Origin of the sequence: Nocardia aurantiaca (assembly GCF_009708175.1) — a bacterium.
Classification (GTDB): Bacteria; Actinomycetota; Actinomycetes; order Mycobacteriales; family Mycobacteriaceae; genus Nocardia; species Nocardia aurantiaca.
The window spans coordinates 144,905-159,176 of the sequence record NZ_WMBB01000012.1; the positions used below are offsets into that span (position 1 = coordinate 144,905).

General features: G+C 69.1%; 16 protein-coding genes. 9 read left to right on the forward strand and 7 right to left on the reverse strand.

The window, feature by feature from the left end; translation table 11 throughout:
• The first annotated feature begins 16 nt into the window (after positions 1-16).
• The 4 genes from GLP40_RS24935 to GLP40_RS24950 all read left to right on the forward strand — a co-directional run bounded on the left by GLP40_RS24935 (position 17) and on the right by GLP40_RS24950 (position 2,725).
• Positions 17-1,015: a GlxA family transcriptional regulator gene (locus GLP40_RS24935; RefSeq protein WP_328290621.1), complete on the forward strand. Its 999-nt coding sequence runs from the start codon at positions 17-19 to the stop codon at positions 1,013-1,015.
• A 28-nt stretch (positions 1,016-1,043) separates the two neighbouring features.
• On the forward strand, positions 1,044-1,451 hold the full coding sequence (locus GLP40_RS24940) for a nuclear transport factor 2 family protein (RefSeq protein WP_154790425.1): 408 nt from the start codon (positions 1,044-1,046) through the stop codon (positions 1,449-1,451).
• Positions 1,412-1,687, forward strand: a complete 276-nt coding sequence (locus GLP40_RS24945) for a hypothetical protein (RefSeq protein WP_154790426.1) — start codon at positions 1,412-1,414, stop codon at positions 1,685-1,687. The genes GLP40_RS24940 and GLP40_RS24945 overlap by 40 nt, the downstream gene beginning before the upstream one ends.
• Before the next feature lie 171 nt (positions 1,688-1,858).
• Positions 1,859-2,725, forward strand: coding sequence for a class I SAM-dependent methyltransferase (locus GLP40_RS24950; RefSeq protein ID WP_154790427.1), 867 nt, complete (start codon positions 1,859-1,861; stop codon positions 2,723-2,725).
• A 76-nt stretch (positions 2,726-2,801) separates the two neighbouring features.
• Here GLP40_RS24950 and GLP40_RS24955 read toward each other — a convergent pair whose 3' ends face one another.
• On the reverse strand, positions 2,802-3,038 hold the full coding sequence (locus GLP40_RS24955; RefSeq protein ID WP_154790428.1) for a hypothetical protein: 237 nt from the start codon (positions 3,036-3,038) through the stop codon (positions 2,802-2,804).
• A 285-nt stretch (positions 3,039-3,323) separates the two neighbouring features.
• Between GLP40_RS24955 and GLP40_RS24960 the strand changes: the two genes are divergently transcribed.
• Complete coding sequence (locus GLP40_RS24960) at positions 3,324-3,485, forward strand: hypothetical protein (RefSeq protein ID WP_154790429.1); 162 nt, start codon at positions 3,324-3,326, stop codon at positions 3,483-3,485.
• A 284-nt stretch (positions 3,486-3,769) separates the two neighbouring features.
• Here the strand turns inward: GLP40_RS24960 and rplL are convergent, their stop codons facing one another.
• Positions 3,770-4,153, reverse strand: coding sequence for a 50S ribosomal protein L7/L12 (gene rplL, locus GLP40_RS24965; protein ID WP_154790430.1), 384 nt, complete (start codon positions 4,151-4,153; stop codon positions 3,770-3,772).
• A 430-nt stretch (positions 4,154-4,583) separates the two neighbouring features.
• Between rplL and GLP40_RS24970 the strand changes: the two genes are divergently transcribed.
• From GLP40_RS24970 to GLP40_RS24985, 4 genes are all read left to right on the forward strand, one after another.
• Complete coding sequence (locus GLP40_RS24970; RefSeq protein WP_154790431.1) at positions 4,584-5,540, forward strand: GlxA family transcriptional regulator; 957 nt, start codon at positions 4,584-4,586, stop codon at positions 5,538-5,540.
• 15 nt (positions 5,541-5,555) lie between these two features.
• The gene (locus tag GLP40_RS24975; protein ID WP_154790432.1) at positions 5,556-6,287 is read left to right on the forward strand and encodes a DJ-1/PfpI family protein; all 732 of its coding nucleotides are present in this window, start codon (positions 5,556-5,558) and stop codon (positions 6,285-6,287) included.
• A 488-nt stretch (positions 6,288-6,775) separates the two neighbouring features.
• Positions 6,776-7,780, forward strand: a complete 1,005-nt coding sequence (locus GLP40_RS24980) for a saccharopine dehydrogenase NADP-binding domain-containing protein (RefSeq protein ID WP_154790433.1) — start codon at positions 6,776-6,778, stop codon at positions 7,778-7,780.
• Between the two features lie 11 nt (positions 7,781-7,791).
• Positions 7,792-8,640, forward strand: a complete 849-nt coding sequence (locus GLP40_RS24985; RefSeq protein WP_154790434.1) for an NAD(P)H-binding protein — start codon at positions 7,792-7,794, stop codon at positions 8,638-8,640.
• Here the strand turns inward: GLP40_RS24985 and GLP40_RS24990 are convergent.
• From GLP40_RS24990 to GLP40_RS25010, 5 genes are all read right to left on the reverse strand, one after another.
• Positions 8,627-10,237: a sulfatase-like hydrolase/transferase gene (locus tag GLP40_RS24990; RefSeq protein WP_328290622.1), complete on the reverse strand. Its 1,611-nt coding sequence runs from the start codon at positions 10,235-10,237 to the stop codon at positions 8,627-8,629. The two genes, GLP40_RS24985 and GLP40_RS24990, sit on opposite strands and share 14 nt — an antisense overlap.
• 167 nt (positions 10,238-10,404) lie before the next feature.
• Entirely contained in the window at positions 10,405-11,235 is an 831-nt protein-coding gene (locus tag GLP40_RS24995; RefSeq protein ID WP_154790436.1) for a class II fructose-bisphosphate aldolase, read from the reverse strand.
• Complete coding sequence (locus tag GLP40_RS25000; protein WP_328290623.1) at positions 11,232-12,173, reverse strand: 1-phosphofructokinase family hexose kinase; 942 nt, start codon at positions 12,171-12,173, stop codon at positions 11,232-11,234. The genes GLP40_RS24995 and GLP40_RS25000 overlap by 4 nt, the downstream gene beginning before the upstream one ends.
• Positions 12,170-13,327 carry an N-acetylglucosamine-6-phosphate deacetylase gene (locus GLP40_RS25005; RefSeq protein WP_328290624.1) on the reverse strand — a complete coding sequence of 386 codons (1,158 nt, stop codon included), beginning with the start codon at positions 13,325-13,327 and terminating at the stop codon, positions 12,170-12,172. The genes GLP40_RS25000 and GLP40_RS25005 overlap by 4 nt, the downstream gene beginning before the upstream one ends.
• Positions 13,324-14,259, reverse strand: a complete 936-nt coding sequence (locus tag GLP40_RS25010; protein ID WP_154790437.1) for an ROK family protein — start codon at positions 14,257-14,259, stop codon at positions 13,324-13,326. Before GLP40_RS25010 ends, GLP40_RS25005 begins: the two co-directional genes overlap by 4 nt.
• Positions 14,260-14,272: the final 13 nt, after the last annotated feature.

Consider the following 14,272-nt stretch of genomic DNA (forward strand, 5'->3'; position numbering starts at 1 on the left):
CGACCATAATGTCGACGTGTTTACGCGAACGGTCGTGGTGGTCGTCTATGACGGTTTCCAGCTGCTCGACCTGGCAGGTCCGCTGGATGTGCTGGCCACGGCCAACCACGCGGTCGGTGGTCCGGCCTATCGGCTGATCACGGCGTCGCCGGGTGGCCGGACGATCGACCTCGCGGGCGGGGCGAGTTTCGTTGCCGACCGAGCGCTGGAGGAGATGGCCGCCACCACCGAGGCGATCGACACCCTGCTGGTGGTCGGGGGCGCGGGGGCGTTCGTGCCGAAGACGTCGTCGGAGGTGGCGCAGCAGTTGCCCGCCCTCGCGCGGCGGTCCCAGCGGATCACCTCGGTGTGCGCAGGCGCGTTGGTGCTGGCCGCCGCGGGGCTGCTGGACGGGTATCGAGCCACCACGCACTGGGGCGCCTGCGATCATCTGGCCCGGGCGTTTCCACTGGTAAAGGTGGAGCCGGACCGGATTTTCGTTCACGACCGCAGTCGCTGGACATCGGCCGGAGTCAGCGCGGGCATCGATATGGCGCTGGCGTTGGTGGACGCCGATCTGGGCACGGAGATCGCGCAGCTCATCGCCCGGCAACTGGTGATTTTCGTCCGGCGGGCAGGTGGACAGGAGCAGTACAGCGCGCAGCTGCGAAGCCAGCCCGCCCGGACGCCGTCGATCCGGGCGGTGCAGCAATGGCTGCCCGAGCACCTGACCGGGGATCTGACGATCGCAGCGCTGGCCAGCCGGGCAGGGATGAGCGAACGCACCTTCGCTCGGACGTTCCGCGCCGAGACGGGCACCACTCCTGCGCAGTTCATCGAGACCTTGCGGCTGGAGGCGGCTCGTAGATTGCTGGAGAGCACCGACCTCACCGTTGACGCGATCGCTCGCACGGTCGGCTACAAGCATGGCAAGACGCTGCATCGGGTTATCTCGCGGCGGTTGTCGACCACCCCCGACCGCTACCGGCAGCACTTCGCCGCCACTGCCGTGCATTCCCAGCTCAATCCCACCTGAGGCCCTCCGCGGATCGTCCATTGGTCCGGTGTGGTCCGTCGATCAGTCGCTCGGGATCGATTGTTCGAATCCTGTTCAGCCGAATCCTATTAGCGGAATCGGCGTCGCGGTGAGTGGCTGCGCAGGAGCAGATAGCCGGATTTCACGGGGCGCGGTCAGGCGGCTGTCATCCGTCGCCTGCGTCGCATCCGGTGCGTTCGCGATCGTGTTCTCAATCAACTTGGAAAGGAAATTTGCAGTGGTACAGCAGGATCCAAAGATCAAGGCCATCAGCGAGTTTTTCGAGGCATACGGTCGTTACGACCTGGACGGCATGAAGGCCGTCCTGACCGATGACATCGCCTGGACAATCCCCGGCCATCACGCGCTGTCCGGCACCAAGCATGGGTGGAAGAAGTGCTCGCTTTCTTCGACCAGTTGGCGAAGGCGGGCATGAAGGCCGAGACCTTCTTCCTCGAGGCCAACGAGGAATACGTCGTCGACATCCATCGTGGCTATTCGACCAAGGGTGAAGGGGCGGTCGACACGATGTGGGCGCTGGTGTGGCACTTCAATGCTGACGGCAAGGTAGATCGAGTCGATAATCTGTCCCTCGACCAGCACCAGATGGACACGTATATCTGGAAGAACTTCTCCCTCGCGCCCCTGCCTACTCGGCTGGCCGTCGAATAGGCCGAAGCGGCTCGCCCGCAAACTGTCGGTTCGTCGGGCCGGCCAGGCGACAGCGCCCTGTCCGGCCCGATGATCGCAGTGCTTCGACTGAGCCAGGAGGCCGGGCCGACCATCCCGGTATGAGTTGTTTCCCATAGCTCCGTGTGTCCGGATCGCCTCTAGGCTGATCCCATGGAGACCGGCCGGGCCAGCAAGACAGCCTTGGCGACCGCGTACGCGCGCGCCTATCACCAGCTCTCGGGGGAGCCGCGGGTGTTCACCGATCCCCTGGCGGCCCGGATTCTGGGGCTGACCGCCGACCGGATCGCCGATGTGGACGCCGCGGTTTTGGACCGGCCGGGCGGGAACGACCCGCGGCGGCGGCTGCGGCGCTATTTCCTGGGCGCCCGGGCGCGGTTCGCCGAAGAGGTGGTGGCGCGGGCGGTCGCCGAGGGCACCGAGCAGGTGGTGATTCTGGGCGCGGGTCTCGATACCTTCGGATACCGGAATCCGCATCCCGGCCTGCGGGTGTTCGAGGTCGATCATCCCGACACCCAGGGGTGGAAGCGCGAGATGCTCGCACAAGCGGCTATCGAGATTCCCGAGTCGCTCACCTTCGTGCCGGTGGACTTCGAAACCGACACGCTGGCGGAGAGTTTGGCCGCCGCCGGTGTCGACCGGGAGAAGTCGGCCGTCTTCGTCTGGCTCGGCGTCGTCATGTATCTGACGCGGCCCGCCATCGAGGAAACCTTGCGATTCATCGTGGACCAGGGGCGGCCCGTGCATCTGGTTCTCGATTACCTGAGTGCGGGAACGACGGACGAGGAACGCGCGTACGTGCGGGCCCGGTCCGAACGGATCGCGGCGATGAACGAGCCCTGGCTGAGCTTCTTCGAAGCCGAGGAGATCGACAGCCTGCTGCGGTCGTTCGGTTTCGACACTGTCGAAGCCCGTTCACTGCCGGACCTGTTCGCGGAGTACCTCGGCGAACCGCTGGCCGACCTGTCCGCCGGGAACGGTCGCGCGCCCCTGTTGCACGCGAGCCGGTCGGCGGACTGAAGATTCACTGATGCAACGACCGTCGACCGGCGACCGGGGCGTGGCTCCTGGCCGCGGCGCGAAAGTGGTTGTCCAGTCACATGATTCCGCCGAGCTGGGTCGTGCTCGATGGGACTTGACCGACCAGCTGAAAACCGTATGCCCGCAGGTGCGCGGCCGCTGTCACCGGCGCCGCCGAGGCGCTGAGGCCGGCGACAACCCCGGTCCATGACATGTCGACCGCGTCGGTCCGGACGGCCCGCTCCTGGACGGGCTCCCGGGTGTGGGCGCTGCGGCGGGCGCGGGCGCCGCTCGCGCCGCACCTCGCGATCATGAGGGCGCAGCGTATGGACAAGCCGCACCCTGAAAATGAACGTAAGGTGAACAAAACTTGACCAATGCCTCGCGGCTGGGGAATAATCGCCGGTCTGTGCCTCGCGACCCGCGAGGTTCGTAATCGGTATCACGGCGCATGGGCGAGGAGGTGAGGGACGAATGAAGCACGGCGACAGTCCGTGTCCGAGACCGATTCGATCACTCTCACTGTTCCCGGCCAGCCGTTGCGGAACTGCTGTTCTGTAGTTCGGCGAGTCGGCATATCTCCTGAAGGAGGGCTGTCATGGCTTTCATCAACTTCACCCGTAACCCACTGACCGTGCTGTCGGTCCTCGGCGGGCGTTCCCGCTCCGCGCTGACCCCCCAGGAGCGGGCCAACCTGCGGTCCGCGCGGTCCCGTGCCGCGGTCTTCAGCGCCTCGCTCGGCGTACACAGCACCCGCTGAGTTCGGATCTCCTCGCCTGCTGTCCTGAATCATGCGGGACGGCAGGCGTTTTCGTTATTCGACGGGTGGATGCAGGCACGTGCGGAGTCGCAGGGAGTCTGAACCTTCCGCCCGCGGAAGGCTTCCGCCGGAAGGCATGCGTGGATCCCGTACCGGGATTCCGCAGGATCGTGCCGTGGCCCCGGTGCTTGCGCCGGGGCCGACGGCGTAGTCGCAGGAAGATCACCCGCGACCAGGTCGGCGCGGACCTGGAAACGGCCCCGCGCCGCCGCCCACAGGACTGATCAGCGCAGAGCCGCGCGCGCCCCGGCGGCCTCGAGTTTGATCCGGGCCGCCTCGGCGGAGTCCTTGTCGACCTTCTCGAGGACGGTCTTGGGCGCGGCCTCGACCAGGTCCTTGGCCTCCTTGAGACCGAGGCCGGGGATGATCTCGCGCATGGCCTTGATGACTTGAATCTTCTTGTCCCCGAAGGATTCCAGGACGAGGTCGAATTCGCTCTGCTCGTCCGCCGCCTCGACCGGGGCGGCGGACGCCACGGCTTGGACGGCCACCGGCGGTGCGGCGGTGACGCCGAATTCCTCCTCGAACGCCTTCAGGAACTCCGAAAGCTCCAGCAGCGTCATACCTTTGAACACGTCGAGCAATTCGACAATGGTCATCTTGGCCATGATGTACCCCTTGCAGCGCTGACCAGGCGATACGAACGATTCTAAGCGCGCGGGCCCGCCAAGGTGACCGGATATTCGCGTTCGTCGGGTGTCAGCTTGCGCGGCGTGCCTTCGTCGATGGCGACCAGCGTGGAAGTCGTGGAGAGATAGAGGTTTTCGGCGCAACGAACCTCGTGGACCGCGGGCTGAACGAGGTGGTGCCCAGACCCTCGACCGCGGAGGTGGCGGTGACCGGCGCGGTCCGGAACGGCAGCGGCATGCGATAGGTCAGGCGCCGGCCCGCCACCGCCACTCGCGAACCGGTGTCGGCAGCCGCCCCGCATTCACATCAAGTGTGCCGCCGTGGCAACCGCCGGGCCATCGTCCGCATGGCTGGATCTGCAAGGATCGTGTCATTGACGCCACGCAGCGGGGCCCGCAGGCTGAAGGCATGCGGGTGGTGCTGATCGTGGTCTTCGACGGATTCCAGCTGACGGATCTGGCCGGGCCCGCCGACGTGTTCACCGGTGCGGCCGTGCTCGGCGCGAATCCGGGATACCGGGTCGAACTGGCCGCGGCGCAGGCCGGTCCGGTGCGCTCGTCGTGCGGCATCGAGGTGACCGCCGCGCACGGGCTCGACACCTGGACCGGATCACTGGACACCTTGCTCGTGGTGGGCGGCATCGCCTTCTGGGCGGCGGCCGGTGACGCCGAGCTGGTCTCCGGGATCCGGCGGGTGGCCGCCGAGGCGGATCGGGTCGGCTCGGTCTGCTCGGGCACCTTCCTGCTGGCCCGGGCCGGACTGCTGGACGGCCGCCGCGCCACCACGCACTGGGCGGGTGGTGAGCTGCTGGCCCAGCAGTTTCCGGCCATCACCACCGAGCCCGACCGAATCTATGTGCGCGACGGGCCGATGTGGACCTCGGCCGGGGTGACCGCGGGGATCGACCTGGCGCTGGCCATCGTGGCCGCCGACCACGGACCGGACCTGGCGCGGGAGGTGGCGCGCTGGATGGTGGTGTATCTGCACCGCCCGGGCGGCCAGAGCCAGTTCAGCGCACCGCTGGCCGCGAACGCGCCGAAGCGCGATTCACTACGGGCGCTACAGATTTGGATGGAGGAGAACCCGCAGGCCGATCTGTCGCTGCGCGCCCTGGCCGAGCGGGTGGGCATGAGTACCCGGCACTTCTCCCGCGTTTTCGCCGGCGAGACCGGGACCACGCCCGCCCGCTATGTCGAACGGGTGCGCATCGCGGCGGCGCGCCGACTGCTGGAGACCACCGACCAACCCATGGACCGGGTCGCCGCCGCCGTCGGGCTCGGCAGCCCCGAGACCCTGTACCGAACCTTCCACCGCCACCTGGGTATACCGCCGGGCGAGTACCGCGCCCGGTTCACGAAATTCTGAAAGAGAGCGTGTCCCATGACATTCCAGATCGCCATCGTGCTCTATCCCGGCATGACCGTGCTGGACGCGATCGGGCCCTACGAGGTGCTGCGAATGATCCCGGACAGCGAAATGCGGTTCGTGTCCAATGAAGTCGGCCCGATCGTGTCCGACAGCGGCGTACTGGCGCTGGGCGCGACCCACACCTTCGCCGAGACGCCCACGCCGGACCTGGTGCTGGTGGGCGGCTCGGAGGCGGCGACCACGGAGGCCATGGCCAACCGCGAGCTCATCGACTGGCTGCGCGCGGTGCACCCGAATACGCAGTGGACCACCTCGGTCTGCTCCGGCGCCTTGATCCTGGCCGCCGCCGACATCCTGCGCGGTCATCCGGCCACTACGCACTGGGCGGCGCAGCCCGCGCTGGCCGCCTTCGGGGCCGAGTCGCGCCCGCACGATCGCATCGTGCACAGCGGCAAGATCGCCACCGCCGCAGGCGTTTCCGCCGGAATCGACCTCGGGCTGTGGCTGGTCGGCACGATCGCGGGGGAGGAGGTCGCACAGATGACCCAGCTGTACATCGAATACGACCCGCACCCGCCGTACGACACCGGCCACCCGGACAAGGCTCCCGCCGATCTGCTGCGTAAGACCCGCCTGGAGGCGACCAAGCGTTCCGCCAAGCCCCGCGTTCCGCTCGATCTGGCCACCGCCTTCTGGCACCTGACCCTCAACCGCATCAGGGAACGCACCGCCGCCAAGCGCTGAATCTTCGTATCGTCGAGAGGATGCCGAGCTGCTCGGCCATCCGCCCGGCTGCGCGAAGCGCTGGCCACACGCGTTGATTCCACGGTCTGAAGTCTCCGGTGCGCCCGCGCTCGTAGATGCAGCGGCTGTGACAGGCCTGCGACCGGATCGGTGAAAGCAGTGTTCCAATCCAGCGATTCGGTCGCATCGTGGCGCTCGAAGGTCTGTCCGCGTGATTCCGCGTGCACGAGCGTCTCGATGGCCGTGCGGGCGATGGTGGCACGGCTGACCCGGCCGTCGCCGGATCTCCCTGCTCCAGCCGGACACGGGTGGCGGGCGGGTCGATCAGCCGGCCGGGGCGGCTGTGCCGCCGAGGACCGGGTACCTCAGAGTTGTTGATCTTGCCGGTGAAATTGCCGGGCGTCGAGCGATGAATTTTCGTCGGCGCGGCGGTCTACATTCGTGAACAGACGTTCGAATTGTCCGTCGAGTCAAAAGAGTTGATCTTCATGACCGTATTCGCCATCTATGGGGCCACCGGTCACACCGGTCGCCTTGTCGCCGCCGATCTCACCGCACGGGGGAAGGAAGTGGTGGTGTCCGGGCGGGATCCGGATGCCCTTGCCGGGTTGGGTTATTCGCGGGTGATGCCCGCGGCGCTGGATGATCCGGGAGCTTTGCGGGCGGTGGCGGAGGTCGCCGACGTGATCATTCATTGCGCGGGGCCCTTTGCCGCCACCGGTCTGCCGGTGGCGACGGCTGCCGTCGAAGGTGGTTGCCACTATGTCGATCACGCGGTGGAGGTGCATCACGTGAAGCGGCTGTTCGACGGTTTTCAGGAGCCCGCGCAGCGAGCGGGGATCACGATGCTGCCGAGCGTGAGTTTCTATGGGGGACTGGGCGATCTGCTGGCCGGAGCGGTCGCGCGCGGCGTTCCCGATATCGACCGGATCACGGTGGCCTACAACGTCACCCGGTGGATGATGACCCACGGCGCGGTGGAGACGGCGCGGCTGCTGTTCGCCGACACCGATCGCATCGGCTACGAGAACGGCGAGCAGCGGTACGGGTTCGTGGAGCCTCGGCAGGCGATCTTCGCCTTCCCGCCGCCGGTGGGGCCGCGGCCCATGATCGCGCCCGTGCCGTTCCCGGAGCCGGTCACGGTGCCCCGGCACACCCGCACGAGGGCGGTGGAGGCGCAGCTGACCTCGCGTACCTTCGCGGAGGAGCAGGCCTTCACCAGTGAGCAGGTCGATCCCGCCGCGCGCGCCGGTAGCGAATTCATGATCGCCGCACAGGTTCTCGCGGCCTCCCGTTCCGCGGCCGGGACGCTGACCGGGCGGGATCTCTGGTCGGCCGCCGCGCTGGCCTCGGTCGAGGCCGCCGTGCGGCTCACCGAGGGCGGAGCAGAGAGCGGAGTCGCCAGTCCCGGTGAGGCGTTCGACGCCGTCGATTTCCTGACCACCCTCGCCGAGCGCGGGGCTTTCGACCTCCAGTTGCCGGCCGAGGCGTGAGGAGCAGCGCAATGGAACCCATTCTCGTCACCGGCGCGGCCGGTGGAAGCCAGGGCGGCACCGGCCGGCGAGTCGCCGAGACACTGCTGCACGCGGGCCTGCCGGTGCGCGCCTTCGTGCACAGCGACGACGGCCGCGCGGCAGCGCTGAAGGATCTCGGTGCCGAGGTCGTGGTCGGTGATCTGCGCGAGATCACCTCGGTGACGCCCGCTCTCCAGGGCGTGCGCCGCGCCTACTTCACCTACCCGGTGACCGCCGGAATGATGGACGCCGCAGCGGTTCTCGCCGCCGTCGCACGACAGAGCGGCCTGGAGCGCGTGGTCGCGACCTCGCAGCTGGGGTCCGATCCGCAGGCGGGCACCCCCCACATGCGGCGGCACTGGGTGGCCGAACAGGTGCTGGACAATGCCGGGATCGGCGCGGTCCATCTCCGCGCGGCGGTGTTCTACGAGAACCTCCGCGTGGCCATCGGCGACCGCGGTGAGCTCGCGCTGCCGCTCGGATCCCCCGATACCGTCCTACCGCTTATCGCGGGCGAAGACGTGGCCGGGGTCGGGGCGGGCGTGCTGCGCGCCGAGGGGCCGGCGGATCCGGTGCTGTGGCTGGCGGGCGAGATCATGACCGTCGGCGAGGTGGCCGAATTGTTCGGCGTCCCTTACCGGAACGTCGATCCGGCCGAGTGGTCCGAGTGGGCCATGACGGTCTACCGCGACGAGGTGGCCGTCGAACACCTGACCCATCTGTGGACCATGTTCGCCGCCATCGGATCCGGTCACGAGTTGTTCCGCGTGACCGAATCCATCGAGCGGTTCACCGGCCACCCGCCGATCACCCTGCGCGAGTTCGTCACCGCGGGGTGAGGAAGTCCTCCAGGAAATTGCCCAGGCGCTCGGCCCGGGCGGCGATGCTGCGATTCGATTGCAGGTAATCGTCGATGCCTTGCTCCTGGGCATCTTTCAGGTATCCGGGCAGCGGCTGCTGGATCTCGGTATCGATGGCCTGCGCCAGCAGCTGTTCCATGCTGTCCCGCAGCGGATTTCCGCTCGCCGCCTGGTTGTCCAGCTCCAGGCGGCCGTTCTCGGTGGAGTAGTCGTAGAGCTCGAACTCCTGCTCGGCCGACGAATCGATCTGCACGCGGCCGTCCACCCACTTGGAGTAGGAGGCGAACTTGGCCTCGGCCGTGCGCACCATGGCCACATGGCCGGGTGCGTTGTGGTCGAAGAGGATCGCGGCCTCCTCGATGGTGGACTCGTCGGTGGTGTGCGCGATCCAGGGACGTCCGGCCGCGGAAGCATTGCGGCACACCGCCGCCAGGTCCAGGCGTCCGCGCAGATGCTCGTAGCGGTCCTCGGAGCGCCAGTCCGCGCCGCCGGTGGCGATGGTCAGCAGCAGGGGTGCGAGGTCCACGCTGGAGGTGAGTTGCGTTCTGGCGCTGGTGGAACCAGTCGGGCTCAGATATCCGCGTGGGTCGTGCACATACAGCGGCACTCGCACGGCCTCGTCGTAGGCGCCGCCGCCCTTGCCGTGCAACCCGTGCGATCCGGCGTAATCGCCGTGATCGGAGGTGAATACGATGACCGTATTGGCCGCGACCTCCGGTCGCGAGTACAGCGTGTCGAGCACCCGGCCGATCTGCTCGTCGACCTGTTGTTGCAACCATAAGTACAGGTTGCGCATATCGATCCAGGCCTGTGTCGCCTCCGGGGTGCCGTAGGGCGCGAGCCCGAAGGCGACCACCGACGCCTGCACCAGCGCCATCTGCAGCCGCGGCTTGGCCGAAAGCTGTTCCAGCGACTCGAAATTGTCCGGCAGCTGATCCACCCAGCGCGGAATGTCGAGGTTGGCCTGGTCGCGGCGGGTCCAGCGTGGCCAGTACTGGATATCGTGCGGATTCACCAGCGACACCGTGGTGCACCACGGCGAGCCGCCGGAATCGTGCTCGAACCAGTCCACGAAGTCGTCGACGATCTTCGGATCGGCCTGTAGCCCCTGTCCGGGAGCGCCGTTCGGCGATGGATACGTGCCGCCCGCGAACCCGTACGCCTCCAGCGCCCCCGGCGTCCGATCCGGGTAGTGCCCCAGATGCCACTTGCCCCACCAGGTCGACTCGTAGCCGTGCTCGCGCAACATGGAGCCCCAGGTGGGAAAGCGCGGGGACAGCGTGGATTCCGAGACCACCATGCAGCCGGTCTGATGGCTGTAGAGCCCGGTCACCAGCGCGCCGCGGGAGGCGGTGCAGTCATTGGCGGCGGTGTAGTGCTGCTCGAACGAGACGCTGCCGTGCCGGATGCGGGCCAGATTGGGCAGTAGTTGGTCCAGGGTCGGCTGGTCCGGGAACCAGACGGGCGCGCGCATCTCGTCGACGATGACGACGAGAATGTTGGGCCGGGCCGGATCCGTATCGGCCCGGGCCCGGGGTGCGGGTCCGGTCGCGTTGGCGGCTACCGCCGCGGTCACCGATGCCGCTGCTCCTGTCAGGAATCCGCGTCTGCCGAACAAGGGGCCTCCTACTGCCGAATGTGGCGATTACCGGGCAGCGTAGGACAGTTCCGGAGCCCGATCATCACGCCCGCGCGGGACACGCCGTCCCCCGTTCGGGGGATGGCGCGGCTGCCTCACCGCGGTCAGCTCGTGGACAGGACCCGGAGAAAGTGCTCGACCTCATGCTGGACCGCGGACCGCCCGGGTCCGAGGTATCGGCGTGGGTCGGACAGGCTCGGGTGCTCGACCAGGACCGACCGGACGGCATCTGCGAGCACGATGTTCAGCCGGGTGGCGATATTGATCTTCGCCATGCCGTGCCGGACGGCCGCGCGCAGACCGGGGTCGGAGACGCCCGAGGAGCCGTGCAGCACCAGCGGGACCGGGAGTTTCGCGGCCAGGGCGGCGATCAGGCCGTCGTCCAGGAGAGCATCGCGAGTGTGCATGGCATGGGCGGAGCCGACGGCCACGGCCAGAGCGTCCACGCCGGTGGCCGAGACGAAGGCGACCGCCTCGTCCGGATCGGTGCGGACGCCCGGGGTGTGCGCGCCGTTCTTGCCGCCGATCGCGCCGAGCTCGGCTTCGATGTGCGCGCCGCGGTCGTGGCACCAGCGCGCGACGGCGGCGGTGGCCTCGACATTGGCGGCGTAGTCGAGGGCGGAGCCGTCGTACATGACCGACGTGATGCCGATATCCACTGCCTCCGTAATCAATTCGCGGGACGTGGCGTGGTCGAGATGGACGGCCAGCGCGGCGGGGCTGTCGGCCGCCAGGTGCAGGCAGGCGCGGGCCAGCGGCTTCAGGCCGCCGTGGTAGCGGACGGTGTTCTCCGAAATCTGGAGTACCGCCGGACGATTCGCCGACTCGGCGGCGGCCACGATGGCCTCGGCGTGCTCGAGGGTGATGACATTGAACGCGCCCAGGCCGCCGGGCTGGGCGGCCGCGACCAGATCGGGCATCGGGACCGCTGTCATGGCCGGGGCTCCCGGGCCAGCGCGGTGACCTGGACGGCGGGGGTCAGACGGTCGCGCAGGGGCAGGTCGATCTCGCCCGCCACCGGCATCACCACGGCCGCCGCCGATGTCGCGACGGCGTCGATCAGCAGGGCGGGCCAGTCGATCTCGTCGGTGGCCGCCAGCGTACGGATCACGGCGGCCGCGGCGGCATCGCCCGCGCCGGTCGGGTTGCCCGCCAGGGGTTCGGGAAGCCAGGCCGACCAGGCTCCGGACGCGGTCGCGGCGACCATTCCCGCGCGGCCGCGCGTGGCGACCACGGCGCGGACCCCAGCCTTCAGCAGCGGTCGGGCGGCGGCGGCCACGGCCTGCGGCGTCTCGGCGACCACTCCGGTGAGGCGTTCCAGCTCATCCTGATTGGGCATGAGGACAATGTCCGCAATCGTGGCGGCGCGTTTCAGCGCGGGACCGTCGACATCGCACACGGTCGGCACGCCCGCCGCCACCGCGATGCGGGCGAGCTCGGCGGGCACCGCGTCGTCGACGCCGCCGGGCAGCGATCCGGACACCACCACTCCGCGCAGCTCGGGCAGCAGGAAGGCGATGCGATCCAGCAAGCGGTCCACGGCGTGCGGTTCGTGCACGTACGCGCCCGGCTCCCACAGTCCGGTGGCGGTGCCGTCGCGGGACTCGCTGATCACCACGGTACGGCGGACCCGGGGCAGGGCGGGCACGAAGTCGGCCGGAAACTCCGCGGCGGCCGCCGCGGCGAAGGTGTGGTCGGCGAATCCCGTGGCGTGGACGAAGCTTCCGAGCTGGCACAGGATACGGGTGACATTGATGCCCTTGCCGCCCAGGCGTTGCTCCACCGACAGCACGCGTTGAGCGCGGCCGCGTTCGAGGCGTTCGAGACGGTAGGTCAGGTCGTAGGCCGGGTTCATGGTCACGGTGAGGATCACGCCAGCCACCGTCCGCGACGCAGCACCCGGCGCAGGCCCAGGTCCTCATCGAGCACCACGGCGTCGGCGTACATGCCCGGCCGCAGGTCGCCGACCTCGTCCAGACCGGCCGCGTCCGCGGGTGTCGCGGTGACCGCCGCGATCGCATCGGGCAGGGGGACACCGCATTGCCGCACCGCCCAGCGCAGGCAGTGCAGCAGCGTCGCGGTGCCGCCCGCCAGGGAGCCGTCCGCGACCCGGGCCACGCCCTCGGTCACGGTCACCGGACGCGGACCCAGCTGATACTGCCCGTCCGGCATGCCGGCGGCCTGCATGGCGTCGGTGACCAGCGCGACGCGGTCGAGAGCGGTGGCGAAAACCAGTGCGCCGAAACCGGAATCGACGTGCACGCCATCCCCGATGACCTCCACGAAGGCCTGCCGCTGCGCCGCCGCGACCAGGCCCGCCGCCACCGGACCGGACGCGCGATGATGCAGTGGCGGCATGCCGTTGGCGAGATGGGTGACCAGGGTGCCGCATCCTTGCGGACTCAGCGCCGCGCGGAAGCAGGCGAAACTCGAATCGCTGTGCCCGACGGCCACCACCACGCCGCTATCGGCCAATTGTTTAGCGGCGGTGTCGAATCCGGTGCGTTCCGGGGCCAGCGTCATGACCCGCAGCTGTCCGTCGGCGGCGCGGAGCAGCCGGTCGATGAGGTCTGGATCCGGATCGGTGAGATATCTGAGATCGTGTGCGCCGCAACGGGTCCGGGATAGAAACGGACCCTCGATGTGGATCCCGGCTATCGTCCCGTCGGCGGCGAGGGTCCGCAGCACGCTCGTCTGGGCGACCATGGTGTCGGGTGCGGCCGTCACGATTGCGGCGAGCACGCTGGTCGAGCCCTGCCGGTGGTGGAAGGCGGCTGCCGCGCGCGCCTCCGCCGGATCCTCGGTGTCGAAGCGGTGCCCGAAACCGCCGTGAGTGTGGATGTCCACCAATCCGGGGATGATGGTGCCCGAGTACTCCGGCGGCAGTTCGCGATGGGTCGTGGCCCATTCTGTGGCCGGCCGCACCGCGGCCACCCGCTCGCCGCGCACGGTGACCACGCCGTCCTCCAGCACGCCCGCCCGGGTCACCACCCGGCCGCGCACGTCGAGCCCACGCCGGCCGCTCACCGCAATGACCCCGTCCGGGCCAGGTGGGCGGCGCCGATCAGCCCGGCGCGAATACCGAACTCGCCCAGCGTGACCCGGGGGACCGGGACCACGCGGAGCAGCGCGGTCAGGCGGGCGTGCAGGCCCTCGCTGAGGACGGCGCCGGCACGGGCCAGGCCACCGCCGAGGACGATCAGTTCCGGGCAGCTCGCGTGCAGGACGCCGAGCAGGCTCTCGGCCAGGGCCGCGACGGCATCGTCCACCACCGCTCTGGCTTCGGGATCGGTGTCGAGGGCGGCGAAAACATCCTCCGCGCCGGCGATTTCGTGGCCGGTGCGCGTGGTGTAGGCACGAGTGATGGCCGGTCCCGACGCGACCGTCTCCACGCAGCCGGTATTGCCGCACGGGCAGGGCAGGCCGTCGCGGTGGCGCACCGGGATGTGGCCGTACTCCCCGGCCTGGGCGGCCCCCGTCGACCGGGGGGCGCGCACCAGCCGCCCGCCCACCGACAGGGTGCCGCTGATACCGGTACCGAGGATCAGGACGCAGACATCGTCGAGTCCTCGGCCCGCGCCGTAGCGCCATTCGGCCCAGCCCGCCACGGTCACATCGTGATCGATGAGCACCGGCAGGCTCCAGCCGTCGGCGAAACGAGCTCCCACCTTCGTATTCCGCCAGCCGAGATTGCTGCTGAAGACGGCGATGCCGCGCTCGGAATCGACCAGGCCGGGCAGGATGACCGCGGCCCGGACCACCCGGGCCCGCTCGGGCGGCGGCAGCGTCGCCAGCAGGTCGCCGCCGAGTCGTTCGATCGCGTCGAAGGCGGTCTCGCCGTGCGGTGTCCCGACGGTCGCCGCGCACAATACGGCCCCGCTCGCGTCGGTGATCTCGCCCTTGGTGGTGCCGCCGCCGACGTCCACGGCGAGCACCAGATCCGTTGCTGCGTCAGCCATCACGGCACACCCA